This is a genomic window from Arthrobacter globiformis (genome assembly GCF_030818015.1).
GTDB lineage: Bacteria > Actinomycetota > Actinomycetes > Actinomycetales > Micrococcaceae > Arthrobacter > Arthrobacter globiformis_C.
In genome coordinates, this window is the sequence record NZ_JAUSZX010000001.1 from 1,371,724 (window position 1) to 1,388,041 (window position 16,318).

The window sequence follows — 16,318 nt, forward strand, 5'->3', positions numbered from 1 at the left end:
ACGCCGCTGAAGACTGTGCCCCCGAACGGGGAGCACTACAGCTCGGTAGAGGCATTGAAGGACGCGTTCGTTGAAGTCGGCGGCGAATGCTCAACGTACGACGAAGGTAACGCCGTTACTCTCGCCGCGGAGTCGGCAACGTGCGGGGAGGACACCGTCCTCTCCATCTATTCCTCGTCGTCCGACAAGGACCAGGTGGTTGCTAACATGAAGCAATTTTCGGACATGATCGGAATGAACATCCTCGTTGGTGAAAATTGGATTGTTAACAACAACAACGTCGCCACACTCCAGCCTGAGCTGGGCGGCACCCTGGTGACGCGCGAAGCAAAGAAGTAGCGCGAAGCAAAGAAGTAGTAGGAGGAAGGGCGGCCGTCCATCGTGGCGCCGCCCCGCCTCCGGCTGAGTTATCGCTGCCCGACAACCTGCAAGACCAAAGCACGCAGAATAGCATTGGCCAGTTGTCCACCCCGTGCCCATGATTGGTGGCGACAGTCGGCGCAGCAGGGCAAGGTTAAGCATCACCAAGTTGGCTGCAGCAGCCTTGCGTACGGAAGACTGTTGCCGTGAGCAACTCTCCCCGCACCGGCCTCGCCGTCGCCGGCCTCAGCCTAGGCACATCGCTGAACCCGCTGAACTCGTCGATGATCGCCGTCGCGCTGGTGGTGCTGCGCGAGGACTTCCGGCTCGACGTCGCCACGGTCACCTGGGTGATCACCGCCTTCTACATCACCTCGGCCGCGGGCCAGCCGCTGATGGGGAGGCTCGCCGACCGGTTCGGCCCGCGGAAGCTCTTCATGCTCGGCATGGGGCTGGTGGCGGTCTCCTGCGCCCTGGCGCCCTTTTCGCCCAACTTCGTGTTCGTCTGCATCGCCCGCGCACTGATGGCGCTGGGGACGGCGACGGCGTACCCGAGTGCCGTCGTCATGGTCGGGGCGCTGGCACGGTTGGCTGACACGACTTCAACAAGGCCGCTGGGCCGGATCCAGATGGCCAACACCTCCGGGGCCGCCTTCGGCCCTGTGGTGGGCGGGCTGCTGGTGAGCCTGGTCGGCTGGCAGGCGCTGTTTCTCATCAACGTGCCGCTGGCGCTGGCCGCCCTGCTCATCGTGCGCAGGTTCGCCCCACCGGATGAGCGCAGGGAGCAGGGCAACGTGGCCACCCTGCTCCGCGACTCCGACATCCCCGGCATCCTCGCGTTCACCGGCGGCATGGTGCTGCTGCTCATGGGACTGCTGAACGCGCTGCCCGGGTACCGCTGGTGGCTGCTGGGCGCGGCTATGGTCCTCGCCGTACTGTTCGCCTGGCGCGAGCTCACCTTCAAACGGCCGTTCCTGGACCTGCGGCTGCTCGGCAGGAACCGGCCCCTGCTCCTGGTGTACTTGGGCTTCACCGTGTTCAGCGCGGTCTACTACTTCGCGTTCTTCGGGCTGCCCCAGCTGCTGCAGGAGGCCGCGGGCTACAACCCCGGCCTGGTGGGCGTGCTGATGCTCCCGCTGGCGGCCATGTCCGTCGTCGTCACCCCGCTCGCCGTCCGCGCAATCGACCGGTTCGGTGTGCGGCGCGTGCTGATCGCCGGCGTCGTGCTCCTCACGGTGGCGGCGGCGGCACTCTGGCTGCTGACGGCGTCATTCGCCGTCCTGCTGGTGCTGGTGCTGACGGCCCTGATGGGCGTGCCGTATGGCTCGGTCAGCATCGCCTCCAACCAGGGGCTGTACCTGTCCGCGGCACCGGAGGACAGGGGAGTGGCCGCCGGGATCTTCCAGACCTGCCGGTACGTCGGTGCCATCAGCGCCACGGTGATGATCGGCATCTTCTACGGCACCGGTGTCACTCAGGAGAACTGGGGACGGATGGTGCTGGTGATGCTGGGCCTCTGCGTGGTGACGTTCGTGGTGTCGCTGCTGTGGCGGGAGCGGAAGACGGCGTAGGGAGGACGACGGCGGCTGTTAGCCAGACGCTGATGGCTCGGAGAATGGCAGGCGGTCGAACCCGGCGTGAAGGTCTCGGACAATGACCTCTGCGTCGCCCAGGAGCCTCGCCTTGGCCTGAAGCTGTGCAACGAGCTCGTCGGTGGGACGGCCAAGCACTTCGATCGACCGGAGCTTGACGAACGGGGCAATGGGCGGGAATTTGGGCCCCGCCACCTGCATGTGAAACTCCAATGATGCTACGTCCGGATGAACGTGCAGGACACTCATCGTAGAACCATCCGCGGAGAAATAGACGCGGTAGGCGAGGATTCGGGGCTCATTCAACTCCACGAACGCGGCCAGCTCGGCCATGGCCGCCTTGAGCTCCTCAAGCTTTCCAGCCTGGACCTCGGATGTATCCAGATAGGCGATGAAATCATCCATGTCAGACCTGCCCTAAGCACCGGATGCGTGCTTCCATTATCCCGCGTGTCGGCTATCCCGATGGCCGTTCACCTACCGGCCGTCGCCTTGGGCAGATGCCCCGCCGGTTGGCCGCAAACCTGCCCGGGATTGCCGTCGTCGGCCGCCTGGCCCTTGGCCTTCCCCTTACCGGGACCGTCCGCCGGGCTGCCCGGCGGCTCGGCTGCCCGTGACGGCGCAGTGGCCGGACGGTTACCGCCGGGTTCGGCGCGCTTACCCGCGGCAGGCGGAACAGCGGCAGGAGCCTTGGCCTTGACAGCCTCCTGGGCGCCGCGTATCGGGGGCTTCGCCGGCTGCGCGGGTACGGACCGCTCCGCGCCGGACCCCCGAACAGTGGCCGGGGCGGCGGGTACTGCCGCCGTTGGCGTCGTCCAGCCAGGGGAAGGAACGACGGCGGGCGCAGGGTCGGGTGCCTCCACCGGCGATGGCGGTGGCGGCGCCGGAGTCCCCGGCGTCGGGGGCGAGAAGGAGCGGACGATGCTGCTGATGGTTCCTTCGGCCTGGCTGCGCAGCGTCTCGTTCCCGGCCGCCGCGCCGCCGGCAACGCCGAGCGACGCCGCCACGGCAAGCGTGGTGAAGACGGCGCGCCGCCTTGGGTGCCTGCGGGACCAGTCGTCCAGCCGGACCACGTCCGCTTCAAAGGGCTGCCCCATCAGTGCGGCAAGCTCGGCAGACGGCGGCGGAACCTCCGTCACCCTGAAGCTCCTCAACTGCAGCAGCACGGCACGCAGTTCAGCGTCGTCGGGAAAACCGCCCTCGGCGAGCAGCGCGTCCACGCAGCGCTCGTCGTCGAGCCGCCGCTCTTCCTGCCTTCTGTCGTCGCTGGTCATGATGCGCCTCTTTTCAATGAGGGACGGAGCTTCCTGAGCTGGAACAGTGCCCGGCGTTGCAACTGCTTGATGGCTCCGGGAGTTTTGCCCATGATTTCCGCGGTGGTCTCCAGCGACAGATCCGCAACCACCCGCAGGGCGATGACCTCCTGCTGGTCCGGCTGCAGCGTCCCGAGCAGCGTCCTGACGTTCTCCGTGCTTTCGGCCGCCAGCAGCTGGTCCTCGGCGGAAGCGGCACAGCGGGGGTCCGCTTCGGCGTCGTAATCGGTGGTTTGCGGGGCTTTGATGCGGCGTCGGTATTCGTCCACGTAGCGCGCGTGCGCAATGGAAAAGACGAGGTTCTTGATCCCGTTCGTACCTCCGCGCACGCCCCCCAGCTGCGGGTAGAGTGCCAGAAACACCTCCTGCGTGGTGCCCTCCGGATCTTCCACGTCACGTGCGCGGAGGTAGCTCAGCACGGCCGGCGAGAACTCGCGGTACACAGCAGAAAAAACACCCTCGTCGGCCTGACCGGGCGCCTGTGCGTCATCCTTGCATCCGCCCCCCTGCGGCAGATACCCCTGTTCGGGCATCTTTCGGAGATGCCGCCGGGCCAGGACGAGCCGTTCGTCCCGGCCCGACCGCCGCTCCTGCTGACAGGTTACCGCTGACCGCGGCCGGCCGGTGCGTGCGAGTTATTGGACGGGTGGCCTGCACCGCCCTTGGCAGCCGGCGTGCCGCCCTTGGCGGCGGGTGCTGCGCCCTGGTGCTGCTGCGCCGGCTGCTGCTCAACCTGCTGCTCCGGCACCTGCTGCCCGGTTACCTGCTCCTCCGGGGTGCCGGCGGAGCTCCCCTCGGTGTTATCGTCATCGGTGTCCCGCGCCGCCTGGACGGTGTCGCAGTAGGCGTCGACCTTGCCTTCGCCGCCGGCCGCCTTCACGAGTGCGGCGTAGGCCGTGGACGTGGAGTTCAGGCCGCCGTGCGAGAAGGCGTTGCAGAGGCCAAAGGCCGCAGGGCCGGTGGCATCAGGCCCAACCGGAGTTGACGTTGCTGCGGTCGGCTCAGGCTCGGGATCTTCGGACTCCGTGGGGGACGGGCTCGGGCTCGACGATTCCGTTTCCGTTGGTGTCGGCTCCGGGGAGTCCGTTTCGGTGGTTGTGGGGGTGGGCTCCGGGGAGTCGGTTTCGGTGGCCGTGGGAGCAGGCTCCGGGGCTTCCGTTTCTGTTGCCGTGGGAGTGGGCGGCGGCGATTCCGTCTCCGCGACCTGCGCCACGGGAGCGCCAGGCGACGAGACGGCGAAGGCCGCCATCCCCGTCCCGCCGGCCACCAGGGCTCCGGCGGCGATCACGGTTGCTGCGAGCTTGTTTCCAGAGAAGGTGAAGAATGACATGAGACCCTCCGATGACGGATTTTCATGGATTGCGTTCAACTTTGCGGTTTCCCCCCGCACTCACTGGATCGTAATTGGAGTCACAAAGGTTACGGGTTTGGTCAAAATTTTTCAGCGCGCAAAACCGTGGCACCGTCGGCACAGGGAGTCAGCGCAAGGAGGAGGTACGACGGCGGCGATGACCGCCGTCGTAATAAGCAGCGAGCGGCGGGGCTATCCGGCGGAGCGCCGGTTGCGTGCCAGGCGCGCCAGCCGGCTGAAGGCCAAGACGAAGACTGCTTCGATCAGCACCATCAGTCCGAGCAGCAGCCACTGCTCCTGGCTGATGAAGACGATCGCGCCGGTGAGGACCAGAATGGTGCCCAGCACAAGGGCGTAGACGGCGAACCCGAAGGCCACCTTTGCACTGCGCACGCCGGTGCGGAAGCCAAAGCCCCATGGCTCGCCGCCGGGCAATCCCTCGACGCGGTCGGGCCCGGCGGCTGGGAGCCGGTCGAACTCCTGCCACAGGTCCTCGTCGTGATCCCGATCGGTCATACTTCCATTATCCCGCGCACCGAGGCTCCGGTTCCCTGCGCAAGCCCCTATTGAGGTCCTTCGCCTCTTTGTATCGTCCCCTGCGCGTCAGTCTGGGGCCGCGCATCGGTGACCTCATTCCCTGCAGAGAGTGCCGTACCGGCGGAATTCCCTGACGAGATTTGCCGCTTGACTTGCTCAAGCTCATCTTTGAGCAGGTCAACGGTGGCACGGTATTTTTCGAAGTCCGCAATTCGGCGCCTATCCATGACGTAACTGATGACGGTGGCGAGAATGCCAAGCGGGAACGACAGCAGCAGTGCCCAGCCCGACGCGGCAAGGAAGTCCAGCGCCACGGGAAGTGCCTGCTTGAATGCCAGGAACTCGTTCACCCCGCCGACCACTCCGTTCAGAGCGGTGTCCAGGGGGCCCAGGAACTGCCCCACGACGGGCGTCCCGGAAAACGACGGAGCGCTCAGCGGCGGTTCCCCTGCAGACCAGCGTGCATCACCGACATGGTTCAGGACGTAGATCCCGGCCCCCGCGTTGAGGGCCGCGAAGAGCATGACGGATCCAAGCACAGTCCAATGAAGCTTGCGAGGACGCCAGACACCGACCGCAAGCGCGAAAACGGTGGCCGCAACCCAGGAAAAGGTGCGGAGTTCGTCACGGCTCATGCCGCCCAGTAGATCCAAGGAATTCCCAGCCCTTTACAGTTGGAGTGGATGCTCGTTTTGGTCGCAAGCGAGCCTATCCCAGTCAATCCGGGGGAACGGACGACGGCGCAGCCCGGGCAGCGTGCATAGGCTGCGGTTTTCGTTGTTGTACCAGTTGGGCAGTGGGAAGATGGTCGGAGAGTTGGGCCTCCACCAAACGGGGATGCCGGCAACTGGCGGCACGTGCCCAGCCTGGAAACAGATGCGGCGGTGACCGAGCCATGACCGAGCGACCCCTGCAGCAGCGACGGCTGCGTGTGTCCGACATCAACGTCGTCAACCACCGCACGCTGCGGAAGGCACTGGGCGGGACCATCGTGGGCAACACGATGGAATGGTACGACGTCGGCGTGTTCGGCTACCTGATTACCACCATGGGCCCGGTGTTCCTGCCCGAGGCGGACCGGGCAGTTCAGAACCTCTTCCTGCTGGGCACCTTCGGCGCCACGTTCATCGCCCGCCCCTTGGGAGGGATCTTCTTCGGCTGGCTCGGCGATAAGATCGGCCGCCAGAAGGTCCTGGCCATGACCCTGCTGCTGATGGCGGGAGCGACATTCGTCGTGGGTCTGCTTCCCGGGTACGCGGTGCTGGGTATCTGGGCCGCGGTGCTGCTGGTGGTCACCAAGCTGATCCAGGGCTTTTCCACCGGCGGCGAGTACTCCGGCGCCACCACGTTCGTGTGCGAGCATTCGCCGGATCACCGCCGCGGCTTCTTTGTCAGTTTCCTGGACATGGGCAGCTACCTCGGCTTCGCGTTGGGGGCCGGGATGGTGTCCGCCCTGCAGCTGATCCTGGGTCAGGGACAGATGGAGGCCTGGGGCTGGCGCATTCCGTTCCTCGTGGCGGGTCCGCTCGGCGCCGTCGCCATCTACTTCCGCATGAAGATCGAGGAGTCGCCCGCCTTCAAGGCCACCCAGGAAGCCGAAGCCGTGGCCGCCGCCCATCACGAGGCCGACGACGAGCTCCGCCCGGTGGGCCCGGTGGGGATCTTTAAGGACCACTGGCGCCGCATCGTGCTGGCCATGATCCTGGTGGCCGCCGGCAACACCGTGGGCTATGCCCTCACGTCCTACATGCCCACGTACCTGACCACCAACAAGGGGTACGACGAGATCCACGGGACGCTGCTGACCGTTCCGGTGCTGGTGGCCATGTCCCTGTGCATCCCGCTGACGGGGCGGCTCTCGGACAGGATCGGCCGCCGCCCGGTGCTGTGGATCGGAGCCATCAGCACGGTGGTTTTCTCTCTCCCCGCGTTCCTGCTGATCTCGGTCGGCACTGTTCCCGCCACGCTTGCCGGTCTGGCCTTGGTCGCGTTTCCGGTGGCGTTCTTCGTGGCCATTCTCGCGTCGGCGCTGCCGGCGCTGTTTCCCACGGCCCACCGGTACTCTGCCATGGGCATCGCCTACAACTTTGCCGTGGCGATCTTCGGCGGCACGGCCCCGTTCATCATTGCCGCGCTCATCCAGGCGACAGGCAACGACCTGATGCCGGCGTTCTACCTCATGGCGACGTCGGCCATCGCGGCGGTCGCCATCTACTTCCTGCCGGAATCCGCCAACCGGCACCTGCCCGGCTCCATGCCCAGCGTGGACTCGGACGAAGCCGCCCGCGAGCTGGTGGCGACGCAGGACCGGAACCCGCTGCTGGAGATGGACACGTTGCCGTTCGACAGCAGCTATGAGGCCGCGCGGGCGTCGCATGGGGACCGTCCCGACAGGCCGCCGGTGATGTGACAAAGGCGCGTCGCGACGACGTCGGACACAGCCCCCGGGCGGCGGCGCGGTCCCGTTGGGGCGGAGTCCCGTCCGCGCAGTTAGCAGACAGCCGTTGTTAGCGCGCGGAAGTAGGCCTACGCTGTGCGCACGGCCCCACTCCCGGGACCGCTCCAGGACCCACCGTTACGGGTGTCAGGCACGCCCTCGGGTGCCTGCGTCCTGGACATCGCGGAACAGGAAAGACCATGACCAAGTATCTGTTTGAAGCCAATTATGTCGGCGAGGGAATCAAGGGGCTCATGCGCGAAGGCGGCACGAAGCGGCGTGCCGCGCTGGTGGACACACTCAATTCCGTGGGCGGATCGCTGGAAAGCTTCTACTACGCCTTCGGGGACACCGACGTCCTGGGTGTCTTTGATATCCCCGACCAGGCCAGCGCCGCAGCCCTGTCCCTAATCGTCAATTCGAGCGGCAGCGTGAACGTGCGCCTGAAGCCGCTCCTGACCCCGGAGGACATCGACGACGCGGCCAAGAAGACGCCGACATACCGCGCCCCGGGGCAGTAGGGCGGGGGAGAGCGCCGCCATTCATCAGAGAACAATGCAGAAAGGAAATCATCATGCTCACGGATTTGGACATCATGGCTGTTCTTCCCGCGAAGGACATCAACCGGGCCAAGGATTTCTACAGGGACAAGCTGGGGCTGGAACCCGCCGAGTCCCCGGAGGACGGCAGCCTTTTTTACCGCGGCGGCCACGGAACGGGCCTCCTCATTTACCAGACAGACAATGCAGGGACGGCGAAGAACACCCAGATGGGCTGGGTCACGGACAACCTGGAACGCGAAGTGGAGGAGCTGCGGGCCCGCGGTGTCGTCTTTGAGGAGTACGACATGCCCGGGTTGAAGACGGAGAACGGCATTGCCACCAGCGACTGGGGGAAGGCCGCCTGGTTCCTGGACAGCGAAGGGAACATTCTCAACCTCTCCCAGCGGGCGTAACAACCAAGGTTCGAGCAGGATGTCTGCGTGCCCGCAGTGCTGAGCGAGCACGCGCGGCCTGTGACGATGCAATCATGCCGCCACATCGCGACGGCGGCCATCGCCGTCGCGATGCTCTTCCTCCCCCCGGCGGCGGAACCTTCCCGGCCGCCCTCGTCATCCCGCTGGCACGCCGGAAGCACGCCTACCCACCGGGCCCGAAAGAATCCGGCTGGTCGGAGCCAGACATCACCGAGCCGGCGCTCGAGCATGCCCATGAACGCTGCCGAGCCGCTGCCTGACTGAGGAAGTACGGATCTATCCCGCCACCGGCAAGGTTGAGTCAGGGGTACCGAAGTGGGCATGCCAGAACCCGCAGTGCCGGCACCGTTGGTGGTGACCGCTGGCGGAGCGTTTCCCATCAGGCCGCCGGGGCTATCCAGAATCCGGCGACGCCAGTGAGGCCCGGCTCGGTGGTCATACGAGTGATGTGGACGGACACCGGTCCTACTTCAAGATCCAGTTTCGCGCGAGCTGTGGTTCCGCAATCGAGGGCCACTTCGTGCGTCGCTCCTCCTCGTCGATCGGGCTGGAAGATAGTGAGCGATGCTTTGAGCACTCCCACGCATTCAGCGGTAACTGCGTAGCTTCCCTTTGGTATGCCAGTAGCCGACGACCGGAATCCGTCAGTGCCCAGACCGCCTGATCCGCCCAAGACAAGACCATCAGGCGGGAGGCCCAGCCGGCTGTCGAGTTGCGTTTGGTTTCTAACCTGCACTTGGGCAAGAGTGGGATCGGCCTTTGGCGCGGGCGGGGGCGCCGGCCTGGACATTGGCGCTGGCGGGGGCGCCGGCCTGGACATTGGCGCTGGCGGGGAGAGCACGGCTGACGTGTCAGTCGGAGCCGGGCCGGCGTCTTGGTACTCGCAGGCACTTAGTGCGATTCCGGAGCTGGCCGCAACCAGCAACAGCGCGATAGCGCGCGACCAACGATTTCCCCCAAGTGTTGACATGCCCCAACCCTATAGGGATCGGCCCAAGAAGACCCCCACCAGGCTTACGGGACGGAACTGAGCCACCAACACCGTGGTTTACGCGCTCACGACCGCTGCCCGCGCTGTTCCGCATGGCCCACCGTTACTCTCCCATGAGCGTCGCCTACAACTTCGCCGTCGCGATCTTCGGCGGCACCCTGATCATTATCGCCGCGCTCATCCATATGACAGTCAACGACCTGACGCCGGCGTTCTACCTCATGGCGAGGTCGGCATCGCAGCGATCGCCATCTACTTCCTCCCCGAATCTGCTAAGCGGCGCCTGCCCGGCTCCATGCCAAGCGGGACTCGGACGAAGCCGCCCGCGAGCTGGTGGCGACGCAGGACGAAAACCCGTTGCCGGACCTGGACACGCTCCCGTACATGTAGAACTCTGCGCAAAAACATTCGTAAATTGCGGGTGATGCATTGGCCACTGAGAAATGACGCTCGTAGACGCAGTTGTTTCTGTGCAGCCGCCGCGTAAAGACGGGAACGTCTTTGAGTGCGGAAGTTTGATTTCGGTCGGAACTCCCATAGCCTGACGCAGTGAATACTTTCAGCGGGGAAATGGCGGTAAAGCCCATGCCCGAAGGGCTTTATGAAATCCTGAGTACGAAGGCTCTGAGCGGGACGTTGGAAGCCTTTCCTCATCTAGAGCCGGTATTCACCGAAGTCGGGGGCGACGAAGCCGCGGACTTCCTCACCCGCCATGTAGCTGAGGCGGTCAGGGCAGCGCTTTTGCGGGCAAAGGATGAAGACCGGGTTGCAATCGCTAACCGGCTGCTGAACGAGCTCAATCACGCTGACGACGTTCTCGAAGGCCCCTCTCAGCTCCAGTCCCTCTACCGCTCGGATACCCTCAAACACCGCCAACTCCGGCGACCCACGACGAAGCTGAGCGATTCCGCCCTGCTAACAAACAGCAAGGACGACCCCAACCTTGCCGCCGAGCTCCGAGCCGAAATCGAATCGGCGGACACCGTCGACCTTCTCTGCGCCTTCATCCGCTGGACTGGCCTGCGGCTCCTTGAGCCGGCTCTCGAGCAACTGCGAGACCGCGGCGTCAAGCTGCGCGTGATCACCACCACCTACATGGGGGCCACGGAACGCCGCGCCATCGACCACCTGGTCCAGCGGTACGGCGCCGAGGTGAAGATCAGCTATGAAACGCATTCCACCCGCCTGCATGCCAAGGCTTGGTTGTTCCGTCGCAATTCCGGATTCCACACGGCCTACGTCGGTAGCTCGAACCTCAGCAGCGCCGCGCTCCTTGACGGCTTGGAATGGAATGTCCGCCTCAGCTCTGTCGCCACCCCCGACCTGCTCAAGAAGTTCGAAGTCACCTTCGACAGCTACTGGGAACAACGCGCCTTCCAGACCTACGATCCGGATAGGGACGCAGACAAGCTTGATGCCGCCCTCGCACGGAACGGCGGCAAACTCACAGCAGCCCCAGACGCCGCAACCGGCCTGGAGGTTCATCCGTTCCTCCACCAGGTCGAGATGCTCGAGGACCTCGAGGCAGAACGGGGCAAGGGGCATCACGCCAATTTGCTCGTCGCCGCCACCGGCACCGGCAAGACAGTCATCGCTGCCCTGGACTACAAGCGCCTCTGCGGCGCCGCCGGCAGGGACCTCACTCTGCTGTTCGTCGCGCACCGCCAGGAGATCCTCAAGCAGTCTTTGCGAAGCTACCGAGATGTGCTGCAGAAGGGCTCCTTCGGGGAGCTGTTCGTGGGGGAACACAAGCCCAAGGACTGGAAGCACGTCTTCGCCAGCGTCCAGTCGCTCGCTGCCCTGGGCGTCGACAAAATCAAGCCGGATGACTTCGATGTCGTCGTAATCGACGAGTTCCACCACGCTCAGGCACCCACCTACCGCGGGATCCTAGATCACCTCCGTCCCCAGCAACTTCTGGGACTGACGGCCACGCCGGAACGAGGTGATGGTGTCGACGTCGCTGAGCAGTACTTCCAAGGCCGGCGGGCCAGTGAACTCCGGCTCTGGGACGCGCTCGACGCAGACCTTCTCGTGCCATTTCACTACTTCGGCGTTTCCGATGACGTCGACCTCAGCAGACTGGACTGGAAACGCGGAAACTACGACCTCGGCCAGCTTGATGCTCTTTATACAGGCAACGAGGCCCGAGCCGGCAAGGTGATCCGCGAGCTCCGCGACAAGGTCACCGGCACGGCGGACATGCGTGCCATAGGCTTCTGCGTCTCGGTGCAGCACGCCGTCTACATGGCCGAGGTCTTCAACCGTGCCGGCATTTCTTCAGTGGCGGTTTCGGGACAAACGGACGACGGCGACCGTGCCCTTGCGCTGCAGCAGCTTCGGGACCGTGAGATCAACTGCATCTTCGCCGTCGACCTCTTCAATGAGGGCCTGGACCTCCCCGAGGTGGACACCATTTTGCTGTTGCGCCCGACACAGAGCGCCACTGTGTTCCTCCAGCAGCTGGGCCGCGGGCTGCGGCGGGCGAAGGACAAGTCCGTGCTCACAGTACTGGACTTCATCGGCCAGCAGCATCGAGAGTTCCGCTTCGACGTGCGGTACCACGCCCTGACCGGCTACAGGCGCAAGGAGCTCGAGAAGGCGGTCAAGGATGAGTTCCCCTTCCTGCCGTCGGGCTCGCAGATCGTGTTGGACAGGGTGGCGCAGAAGGTGGTGCTGGACAACATCAAGGCACAACTGCAGTTCAGCCGCAGGGAGTTGGTACGGGAAATTGCCTCCTACGGAGAAATCGAGCTGGAAGCTTACCTGGAGAAATCGGGCAGGGACCTGAAGTCCATCTACCGGTCTACCAAGGACTCCTGGACCGGTTACCTCCGACAAGCGGAGCTGATCGAGGGCTTCTCACCGCTCGAGTCCGTCCTCAGCGAAAAGATCCACGAGCTCTCAGATGAATCCGAAAAGAAACTGCTGGCCCGCATGGTCCGGCTGATACACGTCGACGATCCTGAGCGGGCCGAGGCATATTCCATGCTCGTCCGCCCGGACGCCCCCCGATACGTGGAGCTCGGACCGCGCGAGCAGACCTTCGCCAGGATGCTGTTCTACACACTGTGGGACGACGGCGGCGGTTTTCAGACGTACGACGCCGGCTTTGACTACCTGCGCGGGTACCAGTTCGTCTGTGGCGAAATCCGCCAACTCGTCAGGCTAGGAGTGGCCGAGTCCAGGCACGCGGCTAAGAGCCTGGGTGCAGGGCTGCAGCACATTCCGCTACTAACTCATGCGACGTACCGGCGGGAAGAAGTGCTGGCGGCGCTGCAGTACGGTTCGCTGGAGCTCGGCAAGAACGTCCAGCACCGCGAAGGGCTGGCCTGGTGCCCGGCAACGGCCACGGACGCGTTCTTCGTGACTTTGAACAAGGATGACAAGACCCACTCGGCCACCACGATGTACAAGGACTACGCCATCAGCCCGGAGCTGTTCCACTGGGAGTCGCAAAACTCAACGTCGCCGAACAGCCCGGTGGGGAAGCGCTACCTCGACCGTGCATTGGCCGGATCACACGTTGTGCTCTTCACGCGGGACACCGCCGAGGATGAGAACGGCTTGACCGTTCCGTACACCTGTCTCGGACAGGTGGACTACGTTCAGCACGTGGGAGAGAAGCCGATCGCGATCACGTGGAAGCTGCACCGTTCGATGCCCGGGGATGTCTTTGCGACTGCTGCGGTGGCTCACTAATTCAAGCGACAGCTGGGCGGGTATCCATCACTTCGTGTCGGTGCTCGGATCTATCAGGTAGAGAAAGCAGGATTCAAGTGAGCACTATTACGCCGCACTATCGAACCATTACCCAGTTGCTGCAGAGTCGATCATTCTCCATCGATGACTATCAGCGCGAATACAAGTGGGAACGCCAAAATATCGAAGAGCTCGTTTCTGACCTGTTTGGTAAGTTTGATACGCAGTACGCGCCCGGTGATACCCCGGTAGCGGCCAGCGGTTACGCCAGCTACTTTCTTGGGTCTATAATCGTGACTCAACGGGGCGGAAAAAGTTATCTCGTGGATGGACAGCAGCGCGTAACGTCGTTGACGCTTTTGCTGATTCATCTTTATCGTGCGGCTAAAGAGAGGAACCTGCAGGTTGCCTCCACAATAGAGCCTCTTATCTTTTCTGATACGTATGGAGAAAAGAAGTTCAACCTAGATATTCCCGAGCGAGTCTCTGTCATAAGTGCGCTCTTCAACGGCGAAGAATACAATGCGGATGGCAAGGAAGAATCCATCCGGACAATTCTCGCGCGATACCAGGACATCGAGGGCACTGGAATCGTCGATGATCTCGGCGAGGGGCTTCAAAGCTTCATATATTGGCTGATGGGCAACGTTGGACTCATCGAAATCGCCACCGAAAATGATGCGCACGCGTATTCGATCTTCGAGACTATGAATGATCGGGGAAGGCCGCTGAGCCCGGTGGACATGCTGAAAGCCTATTTACTGGCGCCGATCGAGCAAGAACAGCAGCGCCAAGATGCAAACCGAACCTGGAAGAAGACGGTTCTAGACCTTATTTCGTGGGAGGCCGACCCTGACCCGGAGCGGGATGCGACGTGCCTCAAGGCCTGGCTCCGGTCACAATACGCAGAGAGCATCCGTGAGCGAAAAGCCGGTTCGTCGGACAGGGACTGGGAGCTAATCGGTACCACCTTCCACCGATGGATCAGAGACAACGAGTCTCGAATGGGTGCCGGCCATGCCAAACGGAATTTCTCCCTCATGACAGAGGAGTTCCCCTTCTTCGCCCGAGCACACAAGCTGATACTTCAGGCCAGCCGCAATTACACCAAGGGCTTAGAGCCGCTGTTCTACAATGCACACAACGATTTCACTTGGCAGACGACAGTACTAATGGCCGCGCTGAAGGTCGACGACGACGATGAGACAGTGCGTCGAAAGCTGGCGATCACGGCTTCCTATCTCGACATCTGGTTGATGCGTCGCACCTCCAACTACATACGCGTTGGCTACTCATCCACGAGCTACACCATGTACCTGCTCTGCAAAGAAATCCGTGGGAAGTCAGTCTCAGAACTCGTTGATATCCTCAGCGTAAGACTCAAGGAAGACGACGTTGACTTCGAAGGCAGCGAAAGCCGCGGTCGGCGGGGCGTTGCCGGGCTTGGTTTGAATCAGTTCAGCCGCAGGTACATCTACCACATGCTAGCTCGCGTCACAGCCTACGTAGAGTCCCGTTCTGGTAAGCCAGATCTCTTCGACAAGTACGTAGATCGAAAGGCCAAGAACCCGAGCGACATTGAGCACATTTGGGCTAATGACTACAGCCGATATCAAGACGAGTGCCCCACACGTCAAGACTTCGACAACTGGCGCAACAACGTCGCAGGGCTGCTTCTCCTGCCAGCGGACGTCAATCGGAGTTATCAGGACAAGCCATTTTCCGAGAAGGCTCCCCACTACGCCAAACAAAACCTTTATGCGGCCAGTCTGACCGCCAGTGCATACCAGCACCAGCCACAGTTCGAGAATTTCCGTGTCCGGGAGTCCCTACCCTTCAAACCGTACGAAAAGTTCGGCAAGCCGGAGCAGCTGGAACGAACGGAGCTGTTGCTCGACCTTGTGAATAAGGTGTGGGCACCGGAGCGGCTCACAATGTACCTGCCATAAGAAGCCGTTGGGAACGACTCCACGTCTGCATCTACGTGCGCACGGCCGGCAACCACTCAAAGTTCACTTCAATGACCTCCGGAAGGTTCGATGGCCCCCGCCCGTGGAAATGCAATGTTCATCGAGCGGTGCCGGCGGCAGAGGCGGCCCGCTCCACGTAGTGTCTCAACTTTGCCAATTCCGGCTGCGAGGACGGATCGCCCACGGCGTCTGCCCCCACTGCGTTGGCCACTGCCAGCGCTTCCTCGTAGGACGGTCGCGCGCGCAGCGCCAACACGAGCGCCGCGCAGAAGGCATCTCCCGCACCGATAGTGTTCGCCACCGCCACGGAAACAGCAGGCGCTTCAGCCACCTTCCGGCCGTGCTCGAGCATCGCCGAGCCGTCCTTCCCGTAGGTCACCGCCACGAGCTTGGCTTCGGCCAGCGCGGGGATCAGCTCGTACTCGGTCTCGTTGACGATCACCAGGTCGCACCTCTCCAGCAGCTCAGCAGGCAGGTCCATGGCGGGCGCCGCGTTCAGGACGAAGAACCCGGAGGACTTCCGGGCCGCCTCCAGCACCACGGGCAGGCCGACTTCCAGCTGGCACAGCACCGTCTCGTCCGGCGCAAACGATACGCCCTCCAGCGAAAACCCTGAGTTCGCCCCCGGGCACACCACAATCTGGTTCTCGCCGTCGCGGTCCACCACGATCAGCGCGGTGCCGGTCGCATCGCCGTCGAGCACCGCCACATCAGCGGTGTCCACACCGGCGGCGGCAAGAGCCTCCAGCATCTGGCGGCCCTGGGCGTCGTCGCCCACCGCGCCGATCATCCGGGCGCTCCCGCCCAGCCGCGCGGCGGCCACGGCCTGGTTGGCGCCCTTGCCGCCGGGCTGCTGGTGCAGGACGCCACCGCCGATGGTCTCCCCGGCAGTCGGGAGCCGGTCCGTGGTGGCGATGATGTCCAGGTTGATGCTGCCGACGACGGTGACGGCAGGAAGTCGAGTGCTCATGAGGAAGTCCTATCAGGTCGAGCCGCGAGGGGCTGAATTAGGAAATAGTGTACGGCACGGTTGTACTTGTTCGTCATACATGGTTGTATAACAACTCACATCCCACAGCAGAACCAGCC

General features: G+C 63.6%; 14 protein-coding genes and 1 pseudogene. 8 read left to right on the forward strand and 7 right to left on the reverse strand.

Annotated features, from left to right (window positions below; translation table 11 throughout):
• The first annotated feature begins 15 nt into the window (after positions 1-15).
• Positions 16-339 (forward strand): hypothetical protein, encoded by a 324-nt coding sequence (locus QFZ23_RS06355; protein ID WP_306921388.1) that lies wholly within the window; start codon positions 16-18, stop codon positions 337-339.
• Between the two features lie 227 nt (positions 340-566).
• Positions 567-1,931 carry an MFS transporter gene (locus tag QFZ23_RS06360; RefSeq protein ID WP_306921390.1) on the forward strand — a complete coding sequence of 455 codons (1,365 nt, stop codon included), beginning with the start codon at positions 567-569 and terminating at the stop codon, positions 1,929-1,931.
• 18 nt (positions 1,932-1,949) lie between these two features.
• Here the strand turns inward: QFZ23_RS06360 and QFZ23_RS06365 are convergent, their stop codons facing one another.
• The 6 genes from QFZ23_RS06365 to QFZ23_RS06390 all read right to left on the reverse strand — a co-directional run bounded on the left by QFZ23_RS06365 (position 1,950) and on the right by QFZ23_RS06390 (position 5,788).
• Positions 1,950-2,357, reverse strand: coding sequence for a hypothetical protein (locus QFZ23_RS06365; protein ID WP_306921392.1), 408 nt, complete (start codon positions 2,355-2,357; stop codon positions 1,950-1,952).
• Positions 2,358-2,425: 68 nt separating this feature from the next.
• Positions 2,426-3,226, reverse strand: coding sequence for a hypothetical protein (locus QFZ23_RS06370; protein WP_306921393.1), 801 nt, complete (start codon positions 3,224-3,226; stop codon positions 2,426-2,428).
• Complete coding sequence (locus tag QFZ23_RS06375; RefSeq protein WP_306921394.1) at positions 3,223-3,798, reverse strand: RNA polymerase sigma factor; 576 nt, start codon at positions 3,796-3,798, stop codon at positions 3,223-3,225. Before QFZ23_RS06375 ends, QFZ23_RS06370 begins: the two co-directional genes overlap by 4 nt.
• Positions 3,799-3,866: 68 nt before the next feature.
• Entirely contained in the window at positions 3,867-4,595 is a 729-nt protein-coding gene (locus QFZ23_RS06380) for a hypothetical protein (RefSeq protein WP_306921396.1), read from the reverse strand.
• Between the two features lie 213 nt (positions 4,596-4,808).
• Positions 4,809-5,132 carry a hypothetical protein gene (locus QFZ23_RS06385; protein WP_306921398.1) on the reverse strand — a complete coding sequence of 108 codons (324 nt, stop codon included), beginning with the start codon at positions 5,130-5,132 and terminating at the stop codon, positions 4,809-4,811.
• A gap of 47 nt (positions 5,133-5,179) precedes the next feature.
• Positions 5,180-5,788 carry a hypothetical protein gene (locus QFZ23_RS06390; RefSeq protein WP_306921400.1) on the reverse strand — a complete coding sequence of 203 codons (609 nt, stop codon included), beginning with the start codon at positions 5,786-5,788 and terminating at the stop codon, positions 5,180-5,182.
• 260 nt (positions 5,789-6,048) lie between these two features.
• Between QFZ23_RS06390 and QFZ23_RS06395 the strand changes: the two genes are divergently transcribed.
• The 6 genes and pseudogenes from QFZ23_RS06395 (at position 6,049) to QFZ23_RS06420 (ending at position 15,208) form a co-directional block, all read left to right on the forward strand.
• The gene (locus QFZ23_RS06395) at positions 6,049-7,563 is read left to right on the forward strand and encodes an MFS transporter (RefSeq protein WP_306921402.1); all 1,515 of its coding nucleotides are present in this window, start codon (positions 6,049-6,051) and stop codon (positions 7,561-7,563) included.
• Between the two features lie 227 nt (positions 7,564-7,790).
• Entirely contained in the window at positions 7,791-8,111 is a 321-nt protein-coding gene (locus tag QFZ23_RS06400) for a GYD domain-containing protein (RefSeq protein ID WP_306921404.1), read from the forward strand.
• Between the two features lie 53 nt (positions 8,112-8,164).
• Positions 8,165-8,545, forward strand: a complete 381-nt coding sequence (locus QFZ23_RS06405) for a VOC family protein (RefSeq protein ID WP_306921405.1) — start codon at positions 8,165-8,167, stop codon at positions 8,543-8,545.
• A 1,086-nt stretch (positions 8,546-9,631) separates the two neighbouring features.
• Positions 9,632-9,947, forward strand: a pseudogene (locus QFZ23_RS06410) (MFS transporter); the annotation flags it as partial.
• A 195-nt stretch (positions 9,948-10,142) separates the two neighbouring features.
• Positions 10,143-13,259, forward strand: coding sequence for a DUF3427 domain-containing protein (locus QFZ23_RS06415; RefSeq protein WP_306926707.1), 3,117 nt, complete (start codon positions 10,143-10,145; stop codon positions 13,257-13,259).
• 77 nt (positions 13,260-13,336) lie between these two features.
• Complete coding sequence (locus QFZ23_RS06420) at positions 13,337-15,208, forward strand: GmrSD restriction endonuclease domain-containing protein (protein ID WP_306921407.1); 1,872 nt, start codon at positions 13,337-13,339, stop codon at positions 15,206-15,208.
• Positions 15,209-15,326: 118 nt separating this feature from the next.
• Here the strand turns inward: QFZ23_RS06420 and QFZ23_RS06425 are convergent, their stop codons facing one another.
• Positions 15,327-16,199, reverse strand: coding sequence for a ribokinase (locus tag QFZ23_RS06425; protein WP_306921409.1), 873 nt, complete (start codon positions 16,197-16,199; stop codon positions 15,327-15,329).
• Between the last annotated feature and the right edge of the window lie 119 nt (positions 16,200-16,318).

Excerpts from the sequence above, each read along its gene's own strand:
- QFZ23_RS06365 (WP_306921392.1), bottom strand. The coding sequence starts at position 2,357 with ATGGATGATTTCATCGCCTATCTGGATACATCCGAGGTCCAGGCTGGA.
- QFZ23_RS06370 (WP_306921393.1), bottom strand. The coding sequence starts at position 3,226 with ATGACCAGCGACGACAGAAGGCAGGAAGAGCGGCGGCTCGACGACGAG.
- QFZ23_RS06375 (WP_306921394.1), bottom strand. The coding sequence starts at position 3,798 with ATGCCCGAACAGGGGTATCTGCCGCAGGGGGGCGGATGCAAGGATGAC.
- QFZ23_RS06380 (WP_306921396.1), bottom strand. The coding sequence starts at position 4,595 with ATGTCATTCTTCACCTTCTCTGGAAACAAGCTCGCAGCAACCGTGATC.
- QFZ23_RS06385 (WP_306921398.1), bottom strand. The coding sequence starts at position 5,132 with ATGACCGATCGGGATCACGACGAGGACCTGTGGCAGGAGTTCGACCGG.
- QFZ23_RS06390 (WP_306921400.1), bottom strand. The coding sequence starts at position 5,788 with ATGAGCCGTGACGAACTCCGCACCTTTTCCTGGGTTGCGGCCACCGTT.
- QFZ23_RS06395 (WP_306921402.1), top strand. The coding sequence starts at position 6,049 with ATGACCGAGCGACCCCTGCAGCAGCGACGGCTGCGTGTGTCCGACATC.
- QFZ23_RS06400 (WP_306921404.1), top strand. The coding sequence starts at position 7,791 with ATGACCAAGTATCTGTTTGAAGCCAATTATGTCGGCGAGGGAATCAAG.
- QFZ23_RS06405 (WP_306921405.1), top strand. The coding sequence starts at position 8,165 with ATGCTCACGGATTTGGACATCATGGCTGTTCTTCCCGCGAAGGACATC.
- QFZ23_RS06415 (WP_306926707.1), top strand. The coding sequence starts at position 10,143 with ATGCCCGAAGGGCTTTATGAAATCCTGAGTACGAAGGCTCTGAGCGGG.
- QFZ23_RS06425 (WP_306921409.1), bottom strand. The coding sequence starts at position 16,199 with ATGAGCACTCGACTTCCTGCCGTCACCGTCGTCGGCAGCATCAACCTG.